This is a genomic window from Ralstonia sp. 25C (genome assembly GCF_051904805.1).
Taxonomy (GTDB): Bacteria; Pseudomonadota; Gammaproteobacteria; order Burkholderiales; family Burkholderiaceae; genus Ralstonia.
Map to the genome: position 1 here is coordinate 1,818,853 of NZ_CP196737.1, position 16,550 is coordinate 1,835,402.

Sequence of the window (16,550 nt, forward strand, 5' to 3'; positions counted from 1 at the left end):
ACCGGATGGGGACACGTCGGGTAGGAAAAGAGGAAGGAAAAGCAGCCGGGCGGAAGCCCGGCTTATGCCGTAGGAGTGAGCGTGGCGAGCTGACGGCGCAGGGCAATAGCTCGGGCCTGCGAGCATCCGAGGTGACGGCGAATGTCAGCGACGGTGACCCGCACGCGGCCCGCATCCACGTCTTGTACGAGCCGAGTCAGGTCAGGATTGGACAGCGCGACCGGGTTGCCAACCGCTTCGTGACTCGTCCTGACTGGCGGATAACTGACTGCGACAGGCTCCGGGTCTGCCGTGGTTACTGGTGCCGCAGCTCTATGCAGTAGCGTGACGGTCCACAGCAGGCAGGCAACACTCTCCAGTACCGCAGCGAAGATTAGGCCTATCAGCAGATCGATGCGAGTCACGGTCGTGCTCAGTAACGCGGCCAGTCGCACTGTGACTGGATCCGTCACCAGAGCATCGCGCCGTGTTTCCACCAGATCCCCCGCCATTTGCCGACGCCGGACCTCGCTGGCCTCGGCCTCCAGCGCCTCGAGCTGGGCGGTCAGCGTGGTGCGACGGGCTTCCAGCATCGGACAACCACGCAGGCAATGACGGGTATTGGCCGTCGCCAGTTGCCCGATGATGGCAGCACGTTCTGCCATGACTATCGTGAGGTTGCGACCAGCCGATGCAGACTCGGCCATCGGAATCGCTGCAGCCCTGAGCTCCCCCGCATGCCGTTGGGCTAGCACAAAGAAGCTCAAGTGCCCGAAGCATGCAGCTGCCATACAGGCCAGCCACAACACGCCGGCGACCGTACGCACCTGGTACGACGACGCTCGGACCAAGGCAGGCAATAGATGCGCGCTGACGACCAAGACAACACTGATCGCCACCCACACCAGACGCTCAGCCAACGACCCGCCACGCTGCCAGCCGGCCAGGACCGATAAGCAGATCGCGGTGCCGGTTGCCCCGAGCGACAATACCCAGCCGGTCAGCCGGATCATGCTGCCGTCCCGCCCAGCAGTGCCGCCTTGCGGTCCAGCTTGTCGCGCAGGCTTGATCTCCCAGGTTCACCGGTCTCCCCACCGCTGACAGACTCCTGCCTGTCTCCAGCGGTTCCGGGACAGAACTCCTCCATGACTGCCGTCGCTTCTTCGGGGCTATCTTCGAAGGCACCGTTAGCAAGCCCCACCTTGGCAGCAGCATCCAAGGCCGCCTGGTCGAACCCACTTGCCTTGCGGCGTGCGTCCAGTTCGCGCGCCTCAGTGATGGTGCCCTCCAGCGTCTTTCCCGCCCGAACACCTAAATCGACGTAGTAGATGGCTGTCCGGTAGCTCTGCGTGGTCAACTTCCCCCGTAGTTTGAGCTCCAACCCCATGCAGGCCAGTAAATTGCCGGACACAGCACTGAAGTAGCTCAGCCGTGCGGCCAAGGTGCGGATCGAGTTGAACGAAGTCGTCCGGAAGATGAACGACCCCATCTCATCCTCGTCCCCCACAATGGCGTTGAGCCGCCCATACGGCTTGCAGCCGCCAGGACCGCCGAACTGACAACCTTCCGGCGACGGACAAGGCAGGATGACAATGCCGTCTTGCTCGACGCGTTTGCAACGCTCTCCATTGCCGACACAGATCGGGCGCCCGGTGTCGCGGTCGAAAAGACAGTATTCGGCACGGAGGTTGAGGTCCGGATCGTTGAACAGCAGCCGCATGGGAATCGAGCGCAACTTGCCCGGTGTCGTCTTGCGCAGCGACTCATTGAGCGGATGGAGCATCCACCCATCGCGGTTCTGCACCTGGGTGGTCAGGGTGAACTGGTCATCCTTCTCCGGCAGACGCTTGCCGTTCTTCTCGACCACGCGGCCAATGGAGATGCGCCCGATAACGGGCGGGGTAATAGCGAGTCCTTTGAGCATGAGGGTGGCTCCTGATATCAGGGGTAAATGAGGAAGCGGCGCGAGCCAGCTTTCGGGATGGCGTACTGCTGAACGAGATCCGGGTTCTCGGTGCGTAGGCGGTCCAGATCGATGGCGGTGCCGTCTTTACTGCGCTTGAAGGTGACTTCGCCGGTGTCAAACAGCGCCCGCGAGGCTTCGCCCATGGCCTGCTGAAGGGTCTGCTTGAGCTTTGCTTCGAGTTGCTGGTGAGTCTCGATCTCGGCCCGGACGGCCACGAGATCAGCAAAGGCGGTGGACAACTGACGGTCGTCCGAGAAATCCACCGTACCGCCGCTGTCCTTCGGATACAGGCACCGCAGTGCTCGGTCAGCCGACTCTGATCCGTCTCCCGGTGGTGGCGTGTCAGTCTCGACGTAGTGCCAGAACTGCGCTTCGAGCGGGATTAACCGCGCGATCAGGTCGTCGTCCCGCTCGATGCGATGTACGGCCAATTGCTGGCCGCACAGCAGCACAGCCACATCGGCAGCACGCTTGCCAGTTACCGCCAACTGGTGCTGCACCTGCAACTGCACGTATTCGGGTACGCCGTCTTGCCAGTGACGGGCGCCGAATTCGCCCGCCGTCTTGCACTCAAGAATCTGGACATCAGGCACACCGACGACTTCCCGGTCCAGATTGGCGAGCATGAATGGGATGGTCGGGTGTTGCAGGACGGCATTGACCTTGCGCACGCGGTGTCCGGTCTGCTGCGTGTAGGCAGCCGCGACAATGGGTTCCAGCAGCGTGCCCCAGTAGACGGGGTGCTTGGTGTCGCTGGGATCGGGTTTAGGAAGGTCGGCATCCCGACCGGTCTTCTCCAGCCACAGTTCAAGTTGGCTCTTGTAGGGGCTCAGACCGACTGCAGCGGCGGCATCCGACCCACCGATTCCCGTTTTGCGGACGGACAGCCAGTCGGATCGGCTCAGTTGCCTGGTCTCTACCAGGCGAAGCGCGGGCCGGCCCCGCTCCTTACCATGTACGGTCTGAAAGGCGTCGGACATAGCGGTACCTCCTTAGAAGCACAAAAGCCTGGTGAACCGAAGTTCGACCAGGCCATATGTGAGAAGAGAAGTGGGAGTCAGACGACCAGCTTGAGCGCCTCATCCCAGGCCTTCTGCTTGAGGGAGGCACCCTGGCCGAACCAGGCTGCATCGAGCCGGTGATCGTCGCTGCGTGCGCGGCGATGGTGGTCGACGAACTCCGTGATGCTGTTGACCAGGCCCCACGCCGTACCAGCCGCAGACGGCAGATCCGCACCTTTGCCGCTGCCGGCATAGAGCTCGCCCACTGTCTTGATGGCGCGCTCATTGACGACCACGCGCTCGGCCAAATTCGTCGTCGGGTAGGTCAGGACACGGCGGAAGAATGCTTCTGCCGCCGAATCAGTGACTTTGCGGTCGGCCAGTGCCTTGGTGCGCGCCATGAAGCTATCCCAGGATGAGACCGCAATGCCTAGTTGGCGCTTGACTGCAGCAGCATCGAATTGCGACCTGTGAGGGACCTTGACCACGCCGGTACCGTCGCCCAGTGCGATTTGCAGCGTGTTGTTACAGACCACACGCACGGAAGTGAACTGGGCAGTGGTGGCGAGCGTCCCGTCACAGGCAGTCGCCAGGAGTAGGTAGCCATCCACCTTGTCTTTGCCCCTCAGCAGGCCAGTCTGGCCGGTCTTGGCAAGGGCCCAGAACTTACGGCCTTCCTTAAGGACGCCAGCGGTTTCCAGCTCGAAGCCACCGACTTCCGTCAGATCCCGATAGAACTCCAGGATCTCAGCGGGTTGCACAACTTGGTAGCGAGCCGAAACAACCGAAAGCGGGGTCTTTGTGTCGGACCTGTACAGCACCTTCTGGTCGGGGAAGGCGTGGATCGAGCCGAGGTTGGAGCCGGCGTTACCCGAGACGAAGCGGACTTCGGTCTCTTCGATCTGCCAGTTCATACCAGCTTGCTTGGCCCAGACCTCGACGGGCTGGCGGGGGGACAACTGATTGCCGAGGCCGTGCCACGGCGTTTGACCAACATAGGCCATGGTTTGAACCAGATGCATGGAATGCTCCTTGGAAAGACAAATGCATAAAGCCCGGCTGAAGCCGGGCTCTAGGGCGAGTGGAAAGGGGAAGGGAAAGCGAACCGCTGACCAGATCAGCGATTGTTGAAGGTGTGACCGCAGTCGAGACAGTGATGGTTGTCGAGTATTTGGGTATCGACGGCGTCACCGAGCGCGGCTCCGGCGGCGCAGCCGGTAGTGCCACCGATGAGGCCGCCGAGAATGGCGCCAGCAATGCCGCCGAGAGCAACTCCGACAGGACCGGCAATTATGCCGACGGTGGCCCCGGCTTCCGCGCCGGAGACGGCCATGGCGATACCGCCGGCAGCGCCCGCGATGGCGCCGACCGTGCCGCCGACCTTGGTTGCGCGGCTGAGGATGTCAGTTCGAGTGGATTGACAGCGAGGACAGGGGATGGTCATCAAAACTCCTTGTAGCGTTTGGAGACGCGGGCGGGCACACCGTGACCGCTTCAAGAGAGTGATATGTGACCCAATAAATCTGGAATCCTGATGCATCGCTCCCGCTAGCCATCCCCGTCTCGCTGCACCCGATCAACGATAACCTCAACCAGGAGATACGGTTCACGATCCGGACCGCCCTGAGCACGGGCAATGATCTTGTCGTCCCAGTCTCCGGTCCACAAGCCAATGATGTCCTCGACCAACCACGTGCCGATCGCCTTGCCCAGACGCGACGCCTGAGCAGGTGCCATCTGCGTAGAGGGCTCACCGCGCTCAATCAGATCAAGGACGAGACGCGCTGGAATCACCGGAATCGCGGTCCCCTCGCAAGTGGGTCCGAGCAGCAGAAGAAAGCTGGCCATCGTCTGTCCGGCCAAATCTCCAAGTTGGTCAGCTTTGATGGGGTAGTAGCCAACTGCAGGAGAGTTCTTGTTGCGATAGAGACGTTTGGCCTGCAATAGCGAGGCTCGACGAGCAAAGCGTTGCCCGGCTTCACGGGCCTCGAAAATCAGACAGATGTCGGTCGAAAAACGGTCAGTGCCAACACCAGCGTCGCCTTCTTCCTGCTTGCCGACCACACGATAATCGAGCCGCAAAGTGAGCCGTTCATTGGCGTGCGTTTCCGACGCGAGCAAGGCCAATCGCTCTGTTATCAGGGAGAAAGCCGCGCGCAAGCGCTCAAACACGAGCATCACGTGGGCTTCCTCGCCGCTGTGCAGCGTCTTGCCGATCACAGCCCCAGCCTCTTGCGCCACCTCATCAAGCGTCGACTCAATCAGCCGTTCGATACGTGCGTCGCCGATCCAGGTGCGTACGGCTGGAAGTGGCACCTCCGCAGCCGAACCGGCCGTCTCTCGCCGACGAGTCAATAGATCGACAAGATCAGGTTCCGGCCGGGCCATGCCCATGACAGCGTGCGCACGTCGCCGCACCAAGCCATCCGGATGCGCTTCGAACGGCTGAAGCGAACTGTCCAAGCTCCCGGCGTTTAGCTCCAGGACAGCGAACAGAATCGCCCGATCGAGCCATGTCGGACCGAACCAAAGCAGCGCTTCAGTCGCCGCCGCGCGAAGTGCCTCGTCCTCACCGATAACGGATTTCAGCTCGCGCCGCCAAGAGGCCCGCGTTTCAGGGGAAAGCTCGGACAGAGCGTAATCGGGATTCGTGACGATGGTGATGCCGAATTCGTGTAACAGCGCACACACACGAACAATGTTGCTCGGCAACGCTTCAAGAGCAGTCCGGACGTGCGCGTACTCTGCTTCGCCTTCCTGCCAAAGCGCGTGCTGTAGTTGGCCCCACGTGCTATCGCCAGCCCATTGGGCCATCAGCGCTGCAAATGCGTCCTTTGGAAAACCCCTCTCGACCGATCGCGACATCTTCTTCATTACGATGGCCAACACCGTGTGCGCGCCAGCAAGGTCCCCGTCCAGATACCGCAAGTACTGCACGCTACAGGCGAGTGAACAACGCCCCTGCTCCATGGCTTCCAGCAGGAGATCTCGCAGCGGAGCATCGCTACGCAGGCGCGGCCAGCGTTCGATGAACGTACAAAATTCGTTGTGAGAGGAAAAGTACCTGCTGCCACAAAACTGCTTGTGGGCGTGCGAACGGGCGGTCTTTACAACCACAGGCCAATTTGCGTCTGCCCACTTCCGTAGCGTGCGCAATACGGCTTGCTGGGCATCGTGATCAGGCATCGCCTGGGTCGCCCGCTCAAGCTGGAAGTAGTGCTCTCCATCAAGCGACAGTACATCAGCATGCTCCGAGATAATGCTCGCCGCCGCTTGGCAGTTCAACACCGGCGCACTGCCATCAAGAAATGAGCACATCTGCCTGAAACCATTCGCAGTGATCGCCCGTACTGCCTCATCGACGGACGCGTAGGCTTCCGGCGTAGCCCCGTCTTGACGATCCTGCCCCGGATCATTCGTTTTATCCACCGTATCCCCCACATGGAAAACGGGAAGCAGGATAGTGCACCTGTTCTTGTCCCGCACGTTTTCTGGTCACCACATTCTGCGCTGCCAAGAGCGATGTGAGTGTCTACTTGAGCAGACTCCCCTTGGTGAGCGTACGAGAGCGTTCCGCTGGCTTAACGCTCAGTCCCTGCTCATCCTTGGCAAAGTAACCCGTGATGTAGCGTTGCAGCTTATCCCGCTGCGTAGTATCCCCGGGTGTCAGCACGTCCAGCGCCCACAATCCTTTCGCTTGCAGAGAAGCACGGTCGCTCATCGTATTGGAATTGAAGACGTACCCACGACCGCCAGTGATACGCGCCCAGCGGGCACTGGCTCGGTCCAGTATCCATTCCAGACTACGGCGCTTTCGGATATCGACCATCAAGACGACGTGAAAGTGCAACGCGCCAAACTCATCGCCACGCTCGGCTTTGCACAGGTACGTCGGTACAGCGTCGAACAACTCTGCATCGGCACCACGACGATTACCAAAGAACGCCTCTCGATCTTGAAAGGCTGCACGGACGTCAATGCGGGAGCGGTATTCCGCACTCCCGTTCAGCGAAGGCTCGGTACAAGGCCCCAACACCCACTGGCCTGCAGCGCTATACCGCCAACTGACACGCGGCACCTTCTCCGCCTCGACAAGCGCAGTCTCAGGGAACAATAGCTCGACTCGAAACGGCAGCACAGCACAGTCGCTAGGCATACCGAATCGAATCCACTGGTCAATCGTCTGCCCTTGGTATTTGAGTCCTTCTTTCCTGGTACTCCACATCGCTTTCTTGACCTTACGGGCAACGGCTTCCTTGCGCAGATGCAAGATGAAGTCATTGAACACCTCAGCCGCCAGCATGCCGTTCGGAAGCATGTGAAGAGGCGAATCCCCCAACCCTAGGTGACCAAACAGGTGTTCACGGTAGCCATCAAAGAAGAGCTGGAAGTCGGGACTGCAGGCATAGCCAGGCCAGCACAGGTCCATCATCTGTCGGCACTTGCTGAAGAAGTGCACGAGGTTCACCTGGCCATCAGCACGAACGGTACGTACGGCTGCTCTCCTCTGAGTTGGGCGAATCTCAAAGGGAATCTGATCCCCTTCGAGTACGGCTTGCATGAAGCACGTGAGCAAGTCGTGGAGGTGTTGGTATTCACCAACCTCCCAGTATCTCGTTGTGATTGGAGAGGGAAGCGCTACAACGCTGTGTGTAGCATTCTTGAAGAGTTCTGACATGACGATACCTCGGTCTTGTGGAGTCAAGAGATGAGGCAGTCATGTGAAATTTGATGTCGTTAACGTATACGTATTCTGGGGGGGAGGTCACTCTTCACGCTGCTTGTCACTGTCGCGACGCAGGTGAGCTTCGTGAGGGGATACAGGAGAGACCTTGGTGGTCTCTCCTTTGATGTTCTTATCCAATACATCGTTTTTATATATTAAATACACTTAAAATATCAAAAGATAATCTTATATTAGAAGAAGAGATAAGAGACAGAGGTAAGCCCTACAAATACAGAGCCCAGTAATACAGAACCCCTACAGATACGGGATATCCGAGTGAAGTGATAGTTACAGAGTTATCCGGAATGCTGCGATGTTATTCGAGTGAGTAGCAGCATCGGAATCAATGCTGTCACAAGCAACAAGTAGCACGCACTACGCGTGGCTGGAAGACGCTGTCACTGGGTGCACCGACCATCGGGCGAAGAAGAACCACAACTGAGGCGAATGCGTCCTTCTGAATACGTCAACCATGACAAGTAGCCCAGCAGCACGCAGATGCACGGCATGCACGATGGGGCAACGGCGATGCTCGCAGTCATCGCCTACGTGAAGATGCAGATCGCACCAACACCGTGTTCGGCGATGAAGCGTGAGAACAGATGCATGCCGGAGACGCCAACTCAACAGGGCGTGCACGTGTTTTTTTTCAGCCCCGCCCGCCTGTCCGCTCTGGCCGACCTTGCGCCGCAGCGCCCCCCCCTGTCGTACCCTGCGGACGGCCCTCGCCTCCGCTGTCAAAATGGCAGACCTGAAGCTGCGGCAGGCAGATGAGCCCCTAGGAATATGCGATTCGTGCGATTTGTCGCACGAATCGCATATCAGCAGCATGGTTAAAAGGTTTGGCGGAGGATCAGCCAGTGTCGCGGGCATGGCTTGTGGGCCGTGCCGCGTCTATGCCGCCAGCGCGACCACACCTGGGCGGAGAATTCACTGAGCGGTGTCGCGGCTCCCTTGCGCTGCCGAGAACAACCCCTCGTTGCATCACGGTGAATGCGGCGGAAGACGCCTGATTTGTCCGTACATCGACGTGCTCGGCACTGCCATCGCCGTTAATTGAACAGACCAATGAGGAACGGGGACTGTTCGTCCCCGTCGTGCATTACCTGAAACTGCGGTTGCGGTGCTACAGAAGAAGATGCCAGCCATCCTTTTTGTCGACTAGCATGGCATCCCCTTACGCTTGCACGCTACGGATTTGGAAGACCGATGGGTTGAGGTAGATATGCCAAGGCGCCTTCTTCGCCGTCCCATTTTTGGCCACAGTTACGTGCCCCATCACTTCAAGGTGCTTCAAGGCGAGCGCGAAGCGGCGTAGTGGACGGATGGGACCTTCTCGCAAGACGTCGTTTCTTTTCGCTAGCCCCCACCCTATCGATGCATAGGTGCGCGCAAGGTAGTCTCCAAGCGCTCGTGCATCGACCTGAATCTGCGATACCACTTGCTGCGGCGCGAAGATGCGTTTGAATTCGTGGAGGTGCCAATTCACGATCTGGCACGCACGCCTGAACGTATCGATTGAAATCTTGCCTTCCTGCCCGGAGAACTTGTGAAGCAAGGCTGCAACGCGGCCCGTGATCTCCATCGCTTTGGACGCGAAGTCTTTCACGTCGCTCAAGTATTGCAACGGCTGAAGTTGACCTTCAATAGTGTTTGCTACGGCGACCCATTCCTCCCGCACCTCTTCCGCAAATTCGATGATGTCGGGCTCCAGCTTGCCGGCTTCGCGGCGACGATCGTACTCGTCAAGAAGTTCGACCATCCGTTCCTGAAATTTTGGTAAGTGCACCCACGCTGAATCGTAGAGCGACATGAAGCGGTAACCCTGTGTCGATGTCGGCCATGCAACCAGGTAACGCGCCCAGTGACCGGAACCGCGCACGACTTTGCCGTGCCGTTCAATGAAGTCCTGGAGAACCTGTTCCTGCACCATCAGCGATACCGTCCCTCGTGCGTTGCGTGCGACGATGCTCCCCTGCTGCACACGGTCGTACGAGATGACGGGTGCAGCGTCCCAAAGCGAATTGAGCAAGCCCACTTGCTTCATTGCATTGCTGCGCAAGACGATGTCGCCCTCGTTGCTCAATAAGGCGATGAGTTCATGGTCGCCTTCGATCGCATTGATGATGGCGCGCCCCGTAATGTCTTGACGAATGAGGCGGCGCTCGCGTGGTTTGATGGGCTTTGACTTGATATGGTCGGTCAAGCGAGCGCGAAGCAGGTCGGTGGACTCACCATTGCGTATCGCTTTGGCGATGTCGCCCGTGTACACGGCTTTTACCGTGTCCCACACCGTTTTTTCGGCTTCGTAGTCAGCAAGATCTTGCACATACTTTTTGGTCCGCAATTCGTCGCGCTCTACCACCTTGCCCATCACGAGATTATCGGTAGCGGTCTTACGCTCACCGGAGTCAGCAACGGTCAATGCGTTGAGCGATACGGTTCGTATCTGCCCGGTAGGCAAGCGAACACTAATGAGACCCATGCACGCCACCGACATGGCTGTCAGGAACGATAGGGCGATCATGGCGTGCGGCGCCTTAACGTGATCGCAAACCTCAACTGCGGCGTTGCGGGTAACCAGATGAAATGCATCAAGCGGATATGGCGCGAGGTTGGGCGGCAGTGTATTCACCGCTGGTGCGCTCGAAAGCGCCAGGTTAGGGACGGTCATCGTTGGATTCGGTAATAACGTTTGAATTGGCCGGCATGGCGATGTGCACTGCTTTGCCGCAGGCACACGCCGGCCGAATGTGGATGGCGACGGCATAGCGCCGATGCAGCGCTACGCTGCATCGGGATGCACAATCGGTAGATCGGCTTACTCTGCCGGTGGAGTCGCCGCAGACTCTCGCGATGCTTCTTCGTAGAGCTTCCCGAATGTCGCGGCGCTAAGCTTCAGCCCGTTCGACGCGAGCCTCGTCAGGATCTGCTTGGCCGGCACGCCACGTTCTTTTGCGGCCTGGATGTCAGGAAACAGAGCAAGGAAGCGCGCTCGCTTCAGTTGCTGTGCGTTTGGCTGGAGCGCGGCGAGTTCACGGCCGATGTGCTCAGCATCAAACTGGTCGAGCGGATCGGAGGGCTTGTTTGCGTTGGTTGTCATTCCGGTCCCCCCTTACGATGCCGTGCGGGGACGACGCTTCATCGCCGTCACCTGGTCAGCGCCGCTGGGATTGCGCATATGGTCCAAGATAGCCTGAAGAAGCGTCGCGCATGCGCGTATCTGCGGCTCGATGACCATGTAGCGCAATCCCTCCTCAACCTTATGCTCCTCGAGCCAGCGCTGGAACCTGTAGCGCTGGTCGTCAATAATCTCTTCGACGCAAGCCCCGATTGCATCAATCAATTGCTGCTGGCTTGCCCCATCTCCTTCACTGCGCTGACCGTCACCGGTTGCTTCGGCATTTGTCTGCTTGGGCGGAACAGCCAGTTTGCCGAGGATGTCGGCGAATACATCGGTTGAGGCGTTGGAAATGGAGTTTTTTGCTTTACGCATCGCAGGCCTCCTTACGCCGATGCGCACAGTTGTGCGCGGGAGGCGATCCAGGCGTCCACGTCTGATTCGAGGAATCCGATCGAACGTGCCGTGAGCTTTACTTTGCGTGGGAACGTCGGGTCGGTCGCCATCAGCACGTAAACCGTTGCGCGTGAAAGGCTCACACGTTCGACCAATTGCTTGACGCGCAGAATGCGCGACGCCTTGTCGGGCTGACGGGCGCTCTGGCACGCGTTGCCGGGCGCTGGCGAGTGCTTGTGGGAAGGATGCCGCTGTGCGGCTTCGTAAGGCTGATTAGACATCGCGTCCTCCATCAAAGTTGAGATGGACGGGTCTATCAGCCCGCCCACCGCTTCCAGCTGGTGCCGAAAGTGATGGAGATAGTCCGATCGGAAACGCATTTCCGAGCAAGCCCTTGTTGTCGATGCTCGCCTGCCCGTGGCTGGCAACGCCTGCCGACGTTCAGGTCGGAAATTGGACGGAAATGGGACGGAAATGTGCAGAACTACTACGGCCTCACGACCCTCCTGCTAGCAGATTGCAGCTCTCGCCCTTCTTGTTCAAATTTCTTTCTTAGGTTGTAAAGCTGCTTCTCGCTATAGCCGTATTTCTTTGCGATCTTCTTGGCGAAACCTGGCTCCTTTTTCTCCTGCAGGCGCCGACACTCTTCCACAATTTGCTTTTGTTTGCTTTCGCTGTACTTTGGGACACCGACAGCCCGTTTGTCGGTAGAGGGTTCGGACTGGCTGTCCTCGTGGGAAACCGCATCGCTGCCACCCTTGCTCGATCGCATATCGGAATGTTCAAGGCCACACCGCTCTAGGTATGCAACAGCTTGATGCCGAGGAATAAAAGTACCGGTTATCAGTGCTGGAACAGGAGCATGGTGGGTGTCAACAGCCTCCAGGCGACCATCACGAAACCACTTCTGCAGCGCTCGTTGATGGCGCTCGAAGGCCCTCGCTTGCCCCCTTTTTCGTTCCTCGATATCCTCCGCCTTCACCAAGATCGGGTCCCAGGACGGCCCTTCCGGCAGATCGCGGTAAGCCTCCATGAATGCCGCTGCCTCCCCCTCGGAAATCGGGTAGCGCAGCGGCGGCAAGTCACGCAACATGGCTTCCAAGACGTTCCTGTCGTTTCCGTCCAATTTAGAGGGGGGAAACCAAACTTCCGCATCAGAAGAGGAAGCTTTAGACGCCCTTGCCCCGTTCTCGGCATCCAGAGGGGGAACGTCAGACGACACCCTTGCCCAATTCAGGAATGCCTGACTCGGAATGATCCGATCGACAATGCGACCGTCTCCGGAACTGAACGTGCTCAGCATCTTCGGCTTGGCCGACTTTCCGACGATGCAGTCAATACCCTCGAGACCGTGTTCGCCAGCCGGGCAGACCGCTTGGGCGATGGCCCTGCAGAAACTCCAATACTCGATGAGCGGGCCGGGCGGGAGCTGAACGCGAGCTTGCACTTGTACGCCTTATGTCAGTGTCGTCAGTTTTACTGAGTATAAGGACGGAAATACACGTCGTCACACGGTACGAGTGACCGAGGCCAGTGTCGATATGGGCACACCGGATAGTTTCACGCCGTAGCCACGAGTGACGGACAGCGGCGGGCCTTTTGTTCCAGATCAGCAGGTCATCGCCAATGACACTCATCCTACGGCGTTTATAGGAATAATCTTTGCGCCAGCCTTCAGCTTATCCAGATAATCGGCCCACTTCTGCATCATCTTGATCCGGTCATCAATGAACTTGGTCCGGTTGTACGCAGTACCCAAGGCATCCGGCACCTTGTGCGCGAGCTGATGCTCAATGACCTCACTCGGAAAGCGCAACTGCTCATGAAGGATGGTGCGCGCCATCGCACGAAAACCGTGCCCTGTGATCTCCGTCTTAGTATCAAAGCCCATCCGCCGCAGTGCTGCGTTGATGGCGGCACCACTCATCGGTTTTTTCGGATCGCGCCCCGGGAAGACGTACTGCAGATGCCCGCTCAGCGCTTGCAGATCTCGCAGGATCTCGACAGCTTGACTGGCCAGCGGTACGAGATGCTCTGTCCTTGTCTTGGATACGGTGTAGCGCCATTGGGCTTTGTCGAGATCGAATTGGGCCCACTTCGCCGTCCGAAGTTCGCCTGGTCGAACAAACAATAGGGGCGCAAGGCGCAACGCGCACTGGACAACAAACGTTCCCTTAAAGCCATCAAGCGCTCTCAGAAGTCCTGCCACCTCGGTTGGATCCGTGATAGAAGCGAAGTGCGTGTGGCGAGCGACCGGCAATGCGCCGCGAAGATCCCCAGTTACATCGCGCTCTGCACGCCCGGTAGCGACGGCGTAGCGGAGCACTTGGCCGCAGTTCTGGTGGACGCGGTGCGCTGTATCCACCGCGCCTCGCGCCTCGACCCTACGCAGAACCGACAGCACTTCAGGCGCTTTGATTTCCGCGATCGCTCGACCACCGAGCCAAGGAAAAACGTCCTTCTCAAGGCGGGCAATGATCTTCTCAGCATGGCTTGCTGCCCAGTTCGGCGACTGTCGCGCAAACCACTCACGTGCCACCGCCTCAAAGCTGTTGGCGGCACGCTCTACCGTTGCCGCCTTCTGCACCTTGCGCTCGATACCCGGATCGATGCCATCCAAGAGCAGCCTGCGAGCCGCATCGCGGCGCCCTCGGGCCTCCTTCGCACTGATCTCCGGATAGACACCAAGCGCCAGCCGTTTCTCCTTGCCGGCAAACCGGTACTTGAGTCGCCAGTATTTGCCGCCTGCCGGGGATATCTCCAGGTACATGCCTGCCCCGTCCGCCAGCCGGTAAGTCTTATCGCGTGGCCGCGCGTTGCGGATTTCAACATCGGTCAGGGCCATTCGATCTCCATGGGGGCATCAGTCTGCGGGGCATTCAAAGTGCCCCCTACGATGCCCCCACATGCCCCCGGATGTCAATCAATCCAGTCAGACGTCGCTGGAAACAAAAAACCCCGCAAACCTTGATTTTTGCGGGGTTTTCAGACTATCTCAGATGCTGCTGGATGTGTTCTTGGTGGACCGAAGGAGGATCGAACTTCCGACCTCCGCATTGCGAACGCGGCGCTCTCCCAGCTGAGCTATCGGCCCGTGAAAAATAAGTCTACCCGAAGTCCCGGCGCGCCTTCAATCGCGGGTCAACCCGCGTTTTCCATGCCGGGGTTGCCTTCCATGCCAACGATGCGCGGCGTATTCAGCGGCCGCGCCGTCACTTCGCGCTGGTCGCGCAGCCAGTCGGCCAGCACATCCCACACGGGGCGGCCGCCGGCCTTGCGTGCTTCGGGCGACACCGCAGCCCAGCCGGCCACCTTGTAGCGGCGGTCGGCGTCGATGGGCTTGTCACCCAGGCGCATGTCGGTGATGCGCTGGCCCATCGGTTTCATCGGGTCGATGGTGTAGCGCAGGCCACCGGTGCGCACCATGTCGCCGCCCTGCTGGTAGTACGGGTCGGGGTTGAACAGGTTGTCGGCCACGTCTTCGAGCACGGTCTTGATGGTGGCGCCGGTCATCTCGGTGAGCGTGGTAGCGGGGTACGTGATGGCGGTCTGGGCCATCAGTGCTTCCATGGTGACGGCCTCGCCGGGCAGCAGCGTGGTGCCCCAGCGGAAGCCGGGCGAGAAGGCGATCTCGGCGCCCTGCGCCTGCATCAGGCCATCGACGATGAGCTGGTCGAACGTGCCGTTGAAGTTGCCGCGCCGGTACAGCAGGCCGCGGTTCGTGGCGAGCGTCTCACCGAGCCTGTCTCGGTACGGCGCGCGCGCACGTTCGATGAGCGCGGTCATGGTCGGATCGGGCGGCAGCAGATCGGCGAACACGGGCAGCAGCGTGTAGCGAATGTCCTGCACGGCACCGCCGCGCACATCGAGATCGAGCACGCCGACGAACTTGCCGTTGGCGCCCGCGTTGGTGACGAGCGTCACGCCGCCCGGGTTGCTGACCTTGATCGGCGCCGGCACCGCATCGTGCGTGTGGCCGCCGAGGATGGCATCCAACCCGCGCACGCGCGAGGCCAGCTTCAGGTCGACATCCATGCCGTTGTGCGACAGCAGCACGACCACTTTGGCGCCCTTCCCTCGCGCCTCGTCGATCATCTTCTGCAGCCGTTCTTCCTGGATGCCAAAGGTCCAGTCGGGCGTGAAGTCCGCCGGGTGCGCGACGGGCGTGTACGGGAAGGCCTGGCCGATGATGGCGACCGGCACGCCGTTCAGCTCGCGCAGCACGTAAGGGTCGAACACCGGGTCGCCGAAATCCGCCGTCTGGATGTTCTGCGCGACGAAGGCGACCTTGTTCTTGAAGTCGTGGTCGACCACGTGGCGCACGCGGTCGGCGCCGTAGGTCATCTCCCAGTGCGGGGTCATGACGTCGACGCCCAGCGTGAGGGCCGCGTCGACCATGTCCTGCCCGTTGGTCCACAGTGAGGTGGCCGAGCCCTGCCACGTGTCGCCGCCGTCGAGCAGCAACGCATTGGGGCGCGTGGCGCGCAGGTGCTTGATGAGCGTGGCCAGATGCGCAAAGCCGCCCATGCGGCCGTAGCGGCGCGCGGCTTCGGTGAAGTCGAGCGAGGTGAACGCGTGTGCGGTGTGCGAGCCCGGTGCGATGCCGTAACGCTTGAGCAGCGCGTTGCCCACCAGATGCGGCGGCTGCCCCGCCCATTGCCCCACGCCCAGGTTGACGCTGGGCTCGCGGTATTCGATGGGCAGCAACTGCGCGTGGCAGTCGGTGAAGTGCAGCAGGTGAACGTTGCCGAAACGCGGCACGTTATAGGCGATGGACTCGGCGTGGGCGTCGGTCAGGCGCAGGCCGGCGGCTGCGGCAATCGCCAGGGCTTGGACGAATTCGCGGCGGTTCATTTCTTTTGGCTGTGGGCCGGGTGGGCGTACTGCGCGAGGTCGGCCACATCGTCTTCGAGCATCTCGCCGACTTCCTTGCGCACCACGCGGCCATTGGCGTCGAGCACGAGCAGCTCCGGCAAACCCTTGCGCGGGCCGGTGGCGGCGCACAGGGCGTCAGATTCCATCGTCACCGGGAAGGTGAAGCCGCGCTTGGCAACGTAATCCTTCGCGAGCTGCGGGTTGGCGTCGATGCTGATGGTAAGGATGCGCAGGTCGGTGCCGCGCGTGGCGTCGACCAGCTTCTGCAGGCGCGGGTTCTGCAGCGCGCAGAACGGGCACCACGATGCCCACGTCGCGATGATGACCGGATGCCCGCGCCACGACTCGCCCGGCACACGCGTGCCGTCGAGCAATTGCACATCGGGCATCGTCACCACATCGCCGACTTCGACGGCCTGTGCAGCACCAACAGCGAGCATCATCGCCGCTGCTGCCCACATTACGAACCGTCGAATGGCTGGCATG

Annotated in this window: 15 protein-coding genes and 1 tRNA gene; all 16 read right to left on the reverse strand. The window is 60.1% G+C overall.

Annotation, left to right across the window (positions count from 1 at the left end; genetic code table 11):
- Positions 1–62: 62 nt before the first annotated feature.
- The 16 genes from ACS7SF_RS08445 to ACS7SF_RS08520 all read right to left on the reverse strand — a co-directional run bounded on the left by ACS7SF_RS08445 (position 63) and on the right by ACS7SF_RS08520 (position 16,549).
- Positions 63–992, reverse strand: coding sequence for a hypothetical protein (locus tag ACS7SF_RS08445; protein WP_439892513.1), 930 nt, complete (start codon positions 990–992; stop codon positions 63–65).
- Positions 989–1,903 (reverse strand): recombination directionality factor, encoded by a 915-nt coding sequence (locus tag ACS7SF_RS08450; protein ID WP_439892514.1) that lies wholly within the window; start codon positions 1,901–1,903, stop codon positions 989–991. Before ACS7SF_RS08450 ends, ACS7SF_RS08445 begins: the two co-directional genes overlap by 4 nt.
- A 17-nt stretch (positions 1,904–1,920) precedes the next feature.
- Positions 1,921–2,925, reverse strand: a complete 1,005-nt coding sequence (locus ACS7SF_RS08455; protein WP_439892515.1) for a YqaJ viral recombinase family protein — start codon at positions 2,923–2,925, stop codon at positions 1,921–1,923.
- Between the two features lie 77 nt (positions 2,926–3,002).
- The gene (locus ACS7SF_RS08460; protein ID WP_439892516.1) at positions 3,003–3,968 is read right to left on the reverse strand and encodes a DUF932 domain-containing protein; all 966 of its coding nucleotides are present in this window, start codon (positions 3,966–3,968) and stop codon (positions 3,003–3,005) included.
- A 95-nt stretch (positions 3,969–4,063) separates the two neighbouring features.
- Positions 4,064–4,390, reverse strand: coding sequence for a hypothetical protein (locus ACS7SF_RS08465; RefSeq protein WP_439892517.1), 327 nt, complete (start codon positions 4,388–4,390; stop codon positions 4,064–4,066).
- 104 nt (positions 4,391–4,494) lie between these two features.
- Positions 4,495–6,432 (reverse strand): hypothetical protein, encoded by a 1,938-nt coding sequence (locus ACS7SF_RS08470; protein WP_439892518.1) that lies wholly within the window; start codon positions 6,430–6,432, stop codon positions 4,495–4,497.
- A 46-nt stretch (positions 6,433–6,478) separates the two neighbouring features.
- Complete coding sequence (locus ACS7SF_RS08475) at positions 6,479–7,507, reverse strand: hypothetical protein (protein WP_439892519.1); 1,029 nt, start codon at positions 7,505–7,507, stop codon at positions 6,479–6,481.
- 1,342 nt (positions 7,508–8,849) lie between these two features.
- Positions 8,850–10,346, reverse strand: a complete 1,497-nt coding sequence (locus tag ACS7SF_RS08480) for a YfjI family protein (protein ID WP_439892520.1) — start codon at positions 10,344–10,346, stop codon at positions 8,850–8,852.
- 147 nt (positions 10,347–10,493) lie between these two features.
- Entirely contained in the window at positions 10,494–10,775 is a 282-nt protein-coding gene (locus ACS7SF_RS08485) for a hypothetical protein (RefSeq protein ID WP_439892521.1), read from the reverse strand.
- A 12-nt stretch (positions 10,776–10,787) separates the two neighbouring features.
- The gene (locus ACS7SF_RS08490) at positions 10,788–11,168 is read right to left on the reverse strand and encodes a hypothetical protein (RefSeq protein ID WP_439892522.1); all 381 of its coding nucleotides are present in this window, start codon (positions 11,166–11,168) and stop codon (positions 10,788–10,790) included.
- Positions 11,169–11,179: 11 nt separating this feature from the next.
- On the reverse strand, positions 11,180–11,470 hold the full coding sequence (locus ACS7SF_RS08495; RefSeq protein WP_439892523.1) for a helix-turn-helix transcriptional regulator: 291 nt from the start codon (positions 11,468–11,470) through the stop codon (positions 11,180–11,182).
- 206 nt (positions 11,471–11,676) lie between these two features.
- Positions 11,677–12,291 carry a helix-turn-helix domain-containing protein gene (locus ACS7SF_RS08500; protein ID WP_439892524.1) on the reverse strand — a complete coding sequence of 205 codons (615 nt, stop codon included), beginning with the start codon at positions 12,289–12,291 and terminating at the stop codon, positions 11,677–11,679.
- 531 nt (positions 12,292–12,822) lie between these two features.
- Positions 12,823–14,034, reverse strand: a complete 1,212-nt coding sequence (locus ACS7SF_RS08505) for a tyrosine-type recombinase/integrase (RefSeq protein WP_439892525.1) — start codon at positions 14,032–14,034, stop codon at positions 12,823–12,825.
- A 173-nt stretch (positions 14,035–14,207) separates the two neighbouring features.
- A tRNA-Ala gene (locus tag ACS7SF_RS08510) sits at positions 14,208–14,283 on the reverse strand.
- 47 nt (positions 14,284–14,330) lie between these two features.
- Complete coding sequence (gene soxB, locus ACS7SF_RS08515; protein WP_439892526.1) at positions 14,331–16,043, reverse strand: thiosulfohydrolase SoxB; 1,713 nt, start codon at positions 16,041–16,043, stop codon at positions 14,331–14,333.
- Positions 16,040–16,549: a TlpA family protein disulfide reductase gene (locus ACS7SF_RS08520; protein ID WP_439892527.1), complete on the reverse strand. Its 510-nt coding sequence runs from the start codon at positions 16,547–16,549 to the stop codon at positions 16,040–16,042. The genes soxB and ACS7SF_RS08520 overlap by 4 nt, the downstream gene beginning before the upstream one ends.
- Position 16,550: the final 1 nt, after the last annotated feature.

What these genes read in the sequence shown, in the direction of transcription:
- ACS7SF_RS08480 (WP_439892520.1), bottom strand. Translation starts at nt 10,346, where the DNA reads ATGACCGTCCCTAACCTGGCGCTTTCGAGCGCACCAGCGGTGAATACA.
- ACS7SF_RS08460 (WP_439892516.1), bottom strand. Translation starts at nt 3,968, where the DNA reads ATGCATCTGGTTCAAACCATGGCCTATGTTGGTCAAACGCCGTGGCAC.
- ACS7SF_RS08485 (WP_439892521.1), bottom strand. Translation starts at nt 10,775, where the DNA reads ATGACAACCAACGCAAACAAGCCCTCCGATCCGCTCGACCAGTTTGAT.
- ACS7SF_RS08455 (WP_439892515.1), bottom strand. Translation starts at nt 2,925, where the DNA reads ATGTCCGACGCCTTTCAGACCGTACATGGTAAGGAGCGGGGCCGGCCC.
- ACS7SF_RS08445 (WP_439892513.1), bottom strand. Translation starts at nt 992, where the DNA reads ATGATCCGGCTGACCGGCTGGGTATTGTCGCTCGGGGCAACCGGCACC.
- ACS7SF_RS08475 (WP_439892519.1), bottom strand. Translation starts at nt 7,507, where the DNA reads ATGCAAGCCGTACTCGAAGGGGATCAGATTCCCTTTGAGATTCGCCCA.
- ACS7SF_RS08450 (WP_439892514.1), bottom strand. Translation starts at nt 1,903, where the DNA reads ATGCTCAAAGGACTCGCTATTACCCCGCCCGTTATCGGGCGCATCTCC.
- ACS7SF_RS08520 (WP_439892527.1), bottom strand. Translation starts at nt 16,549, where the DNA reads ATGCCAGCCATTCGACGGTTCGTAATGTGGGCAGCAGCGGCGATGATG.
- ACS7SF_RS08505 (WP_439892525.1), bottom strand. Translation starts at nt 14,034, where the DNA reads ATGGCCCTGACCGATGTTGAAATCCGCAACGCGCGGCCACGCGATAAG.
- ACS7SF_RS08465 (WP_439892517.1), bottom strand. Translation starts at nt 4,390, where the DNA reads ATGACCATCCCCTGTCCTCGCTGTCAATCCACTCGAACTGACATCCTC.
- ACS7SF_RS08490 (WP_439892522.1), bottom strand. Translation starts at nt 11,168, where the DNA reads ATGCGTAAAGCAAAAAACTCCATTTCCAACGCCTCAACCGATGTATTC.
- ACS7SF_RS08495 (WP_439892523.1), bottom strand. Translation starts at nt 11,470, where the DNA reads ATGTCTAATCAGCCTTACGAAGCCGCACAGCGGCATCCTTCCCACAAG.
- soxB (WP_439892526.1), bottom strand. Translation starts at nt 16,043, where the DNA reads ATGAACCGCCGCGAATTCGTCCAAGCCCTGGCGATTGCCGCAGCCGCC.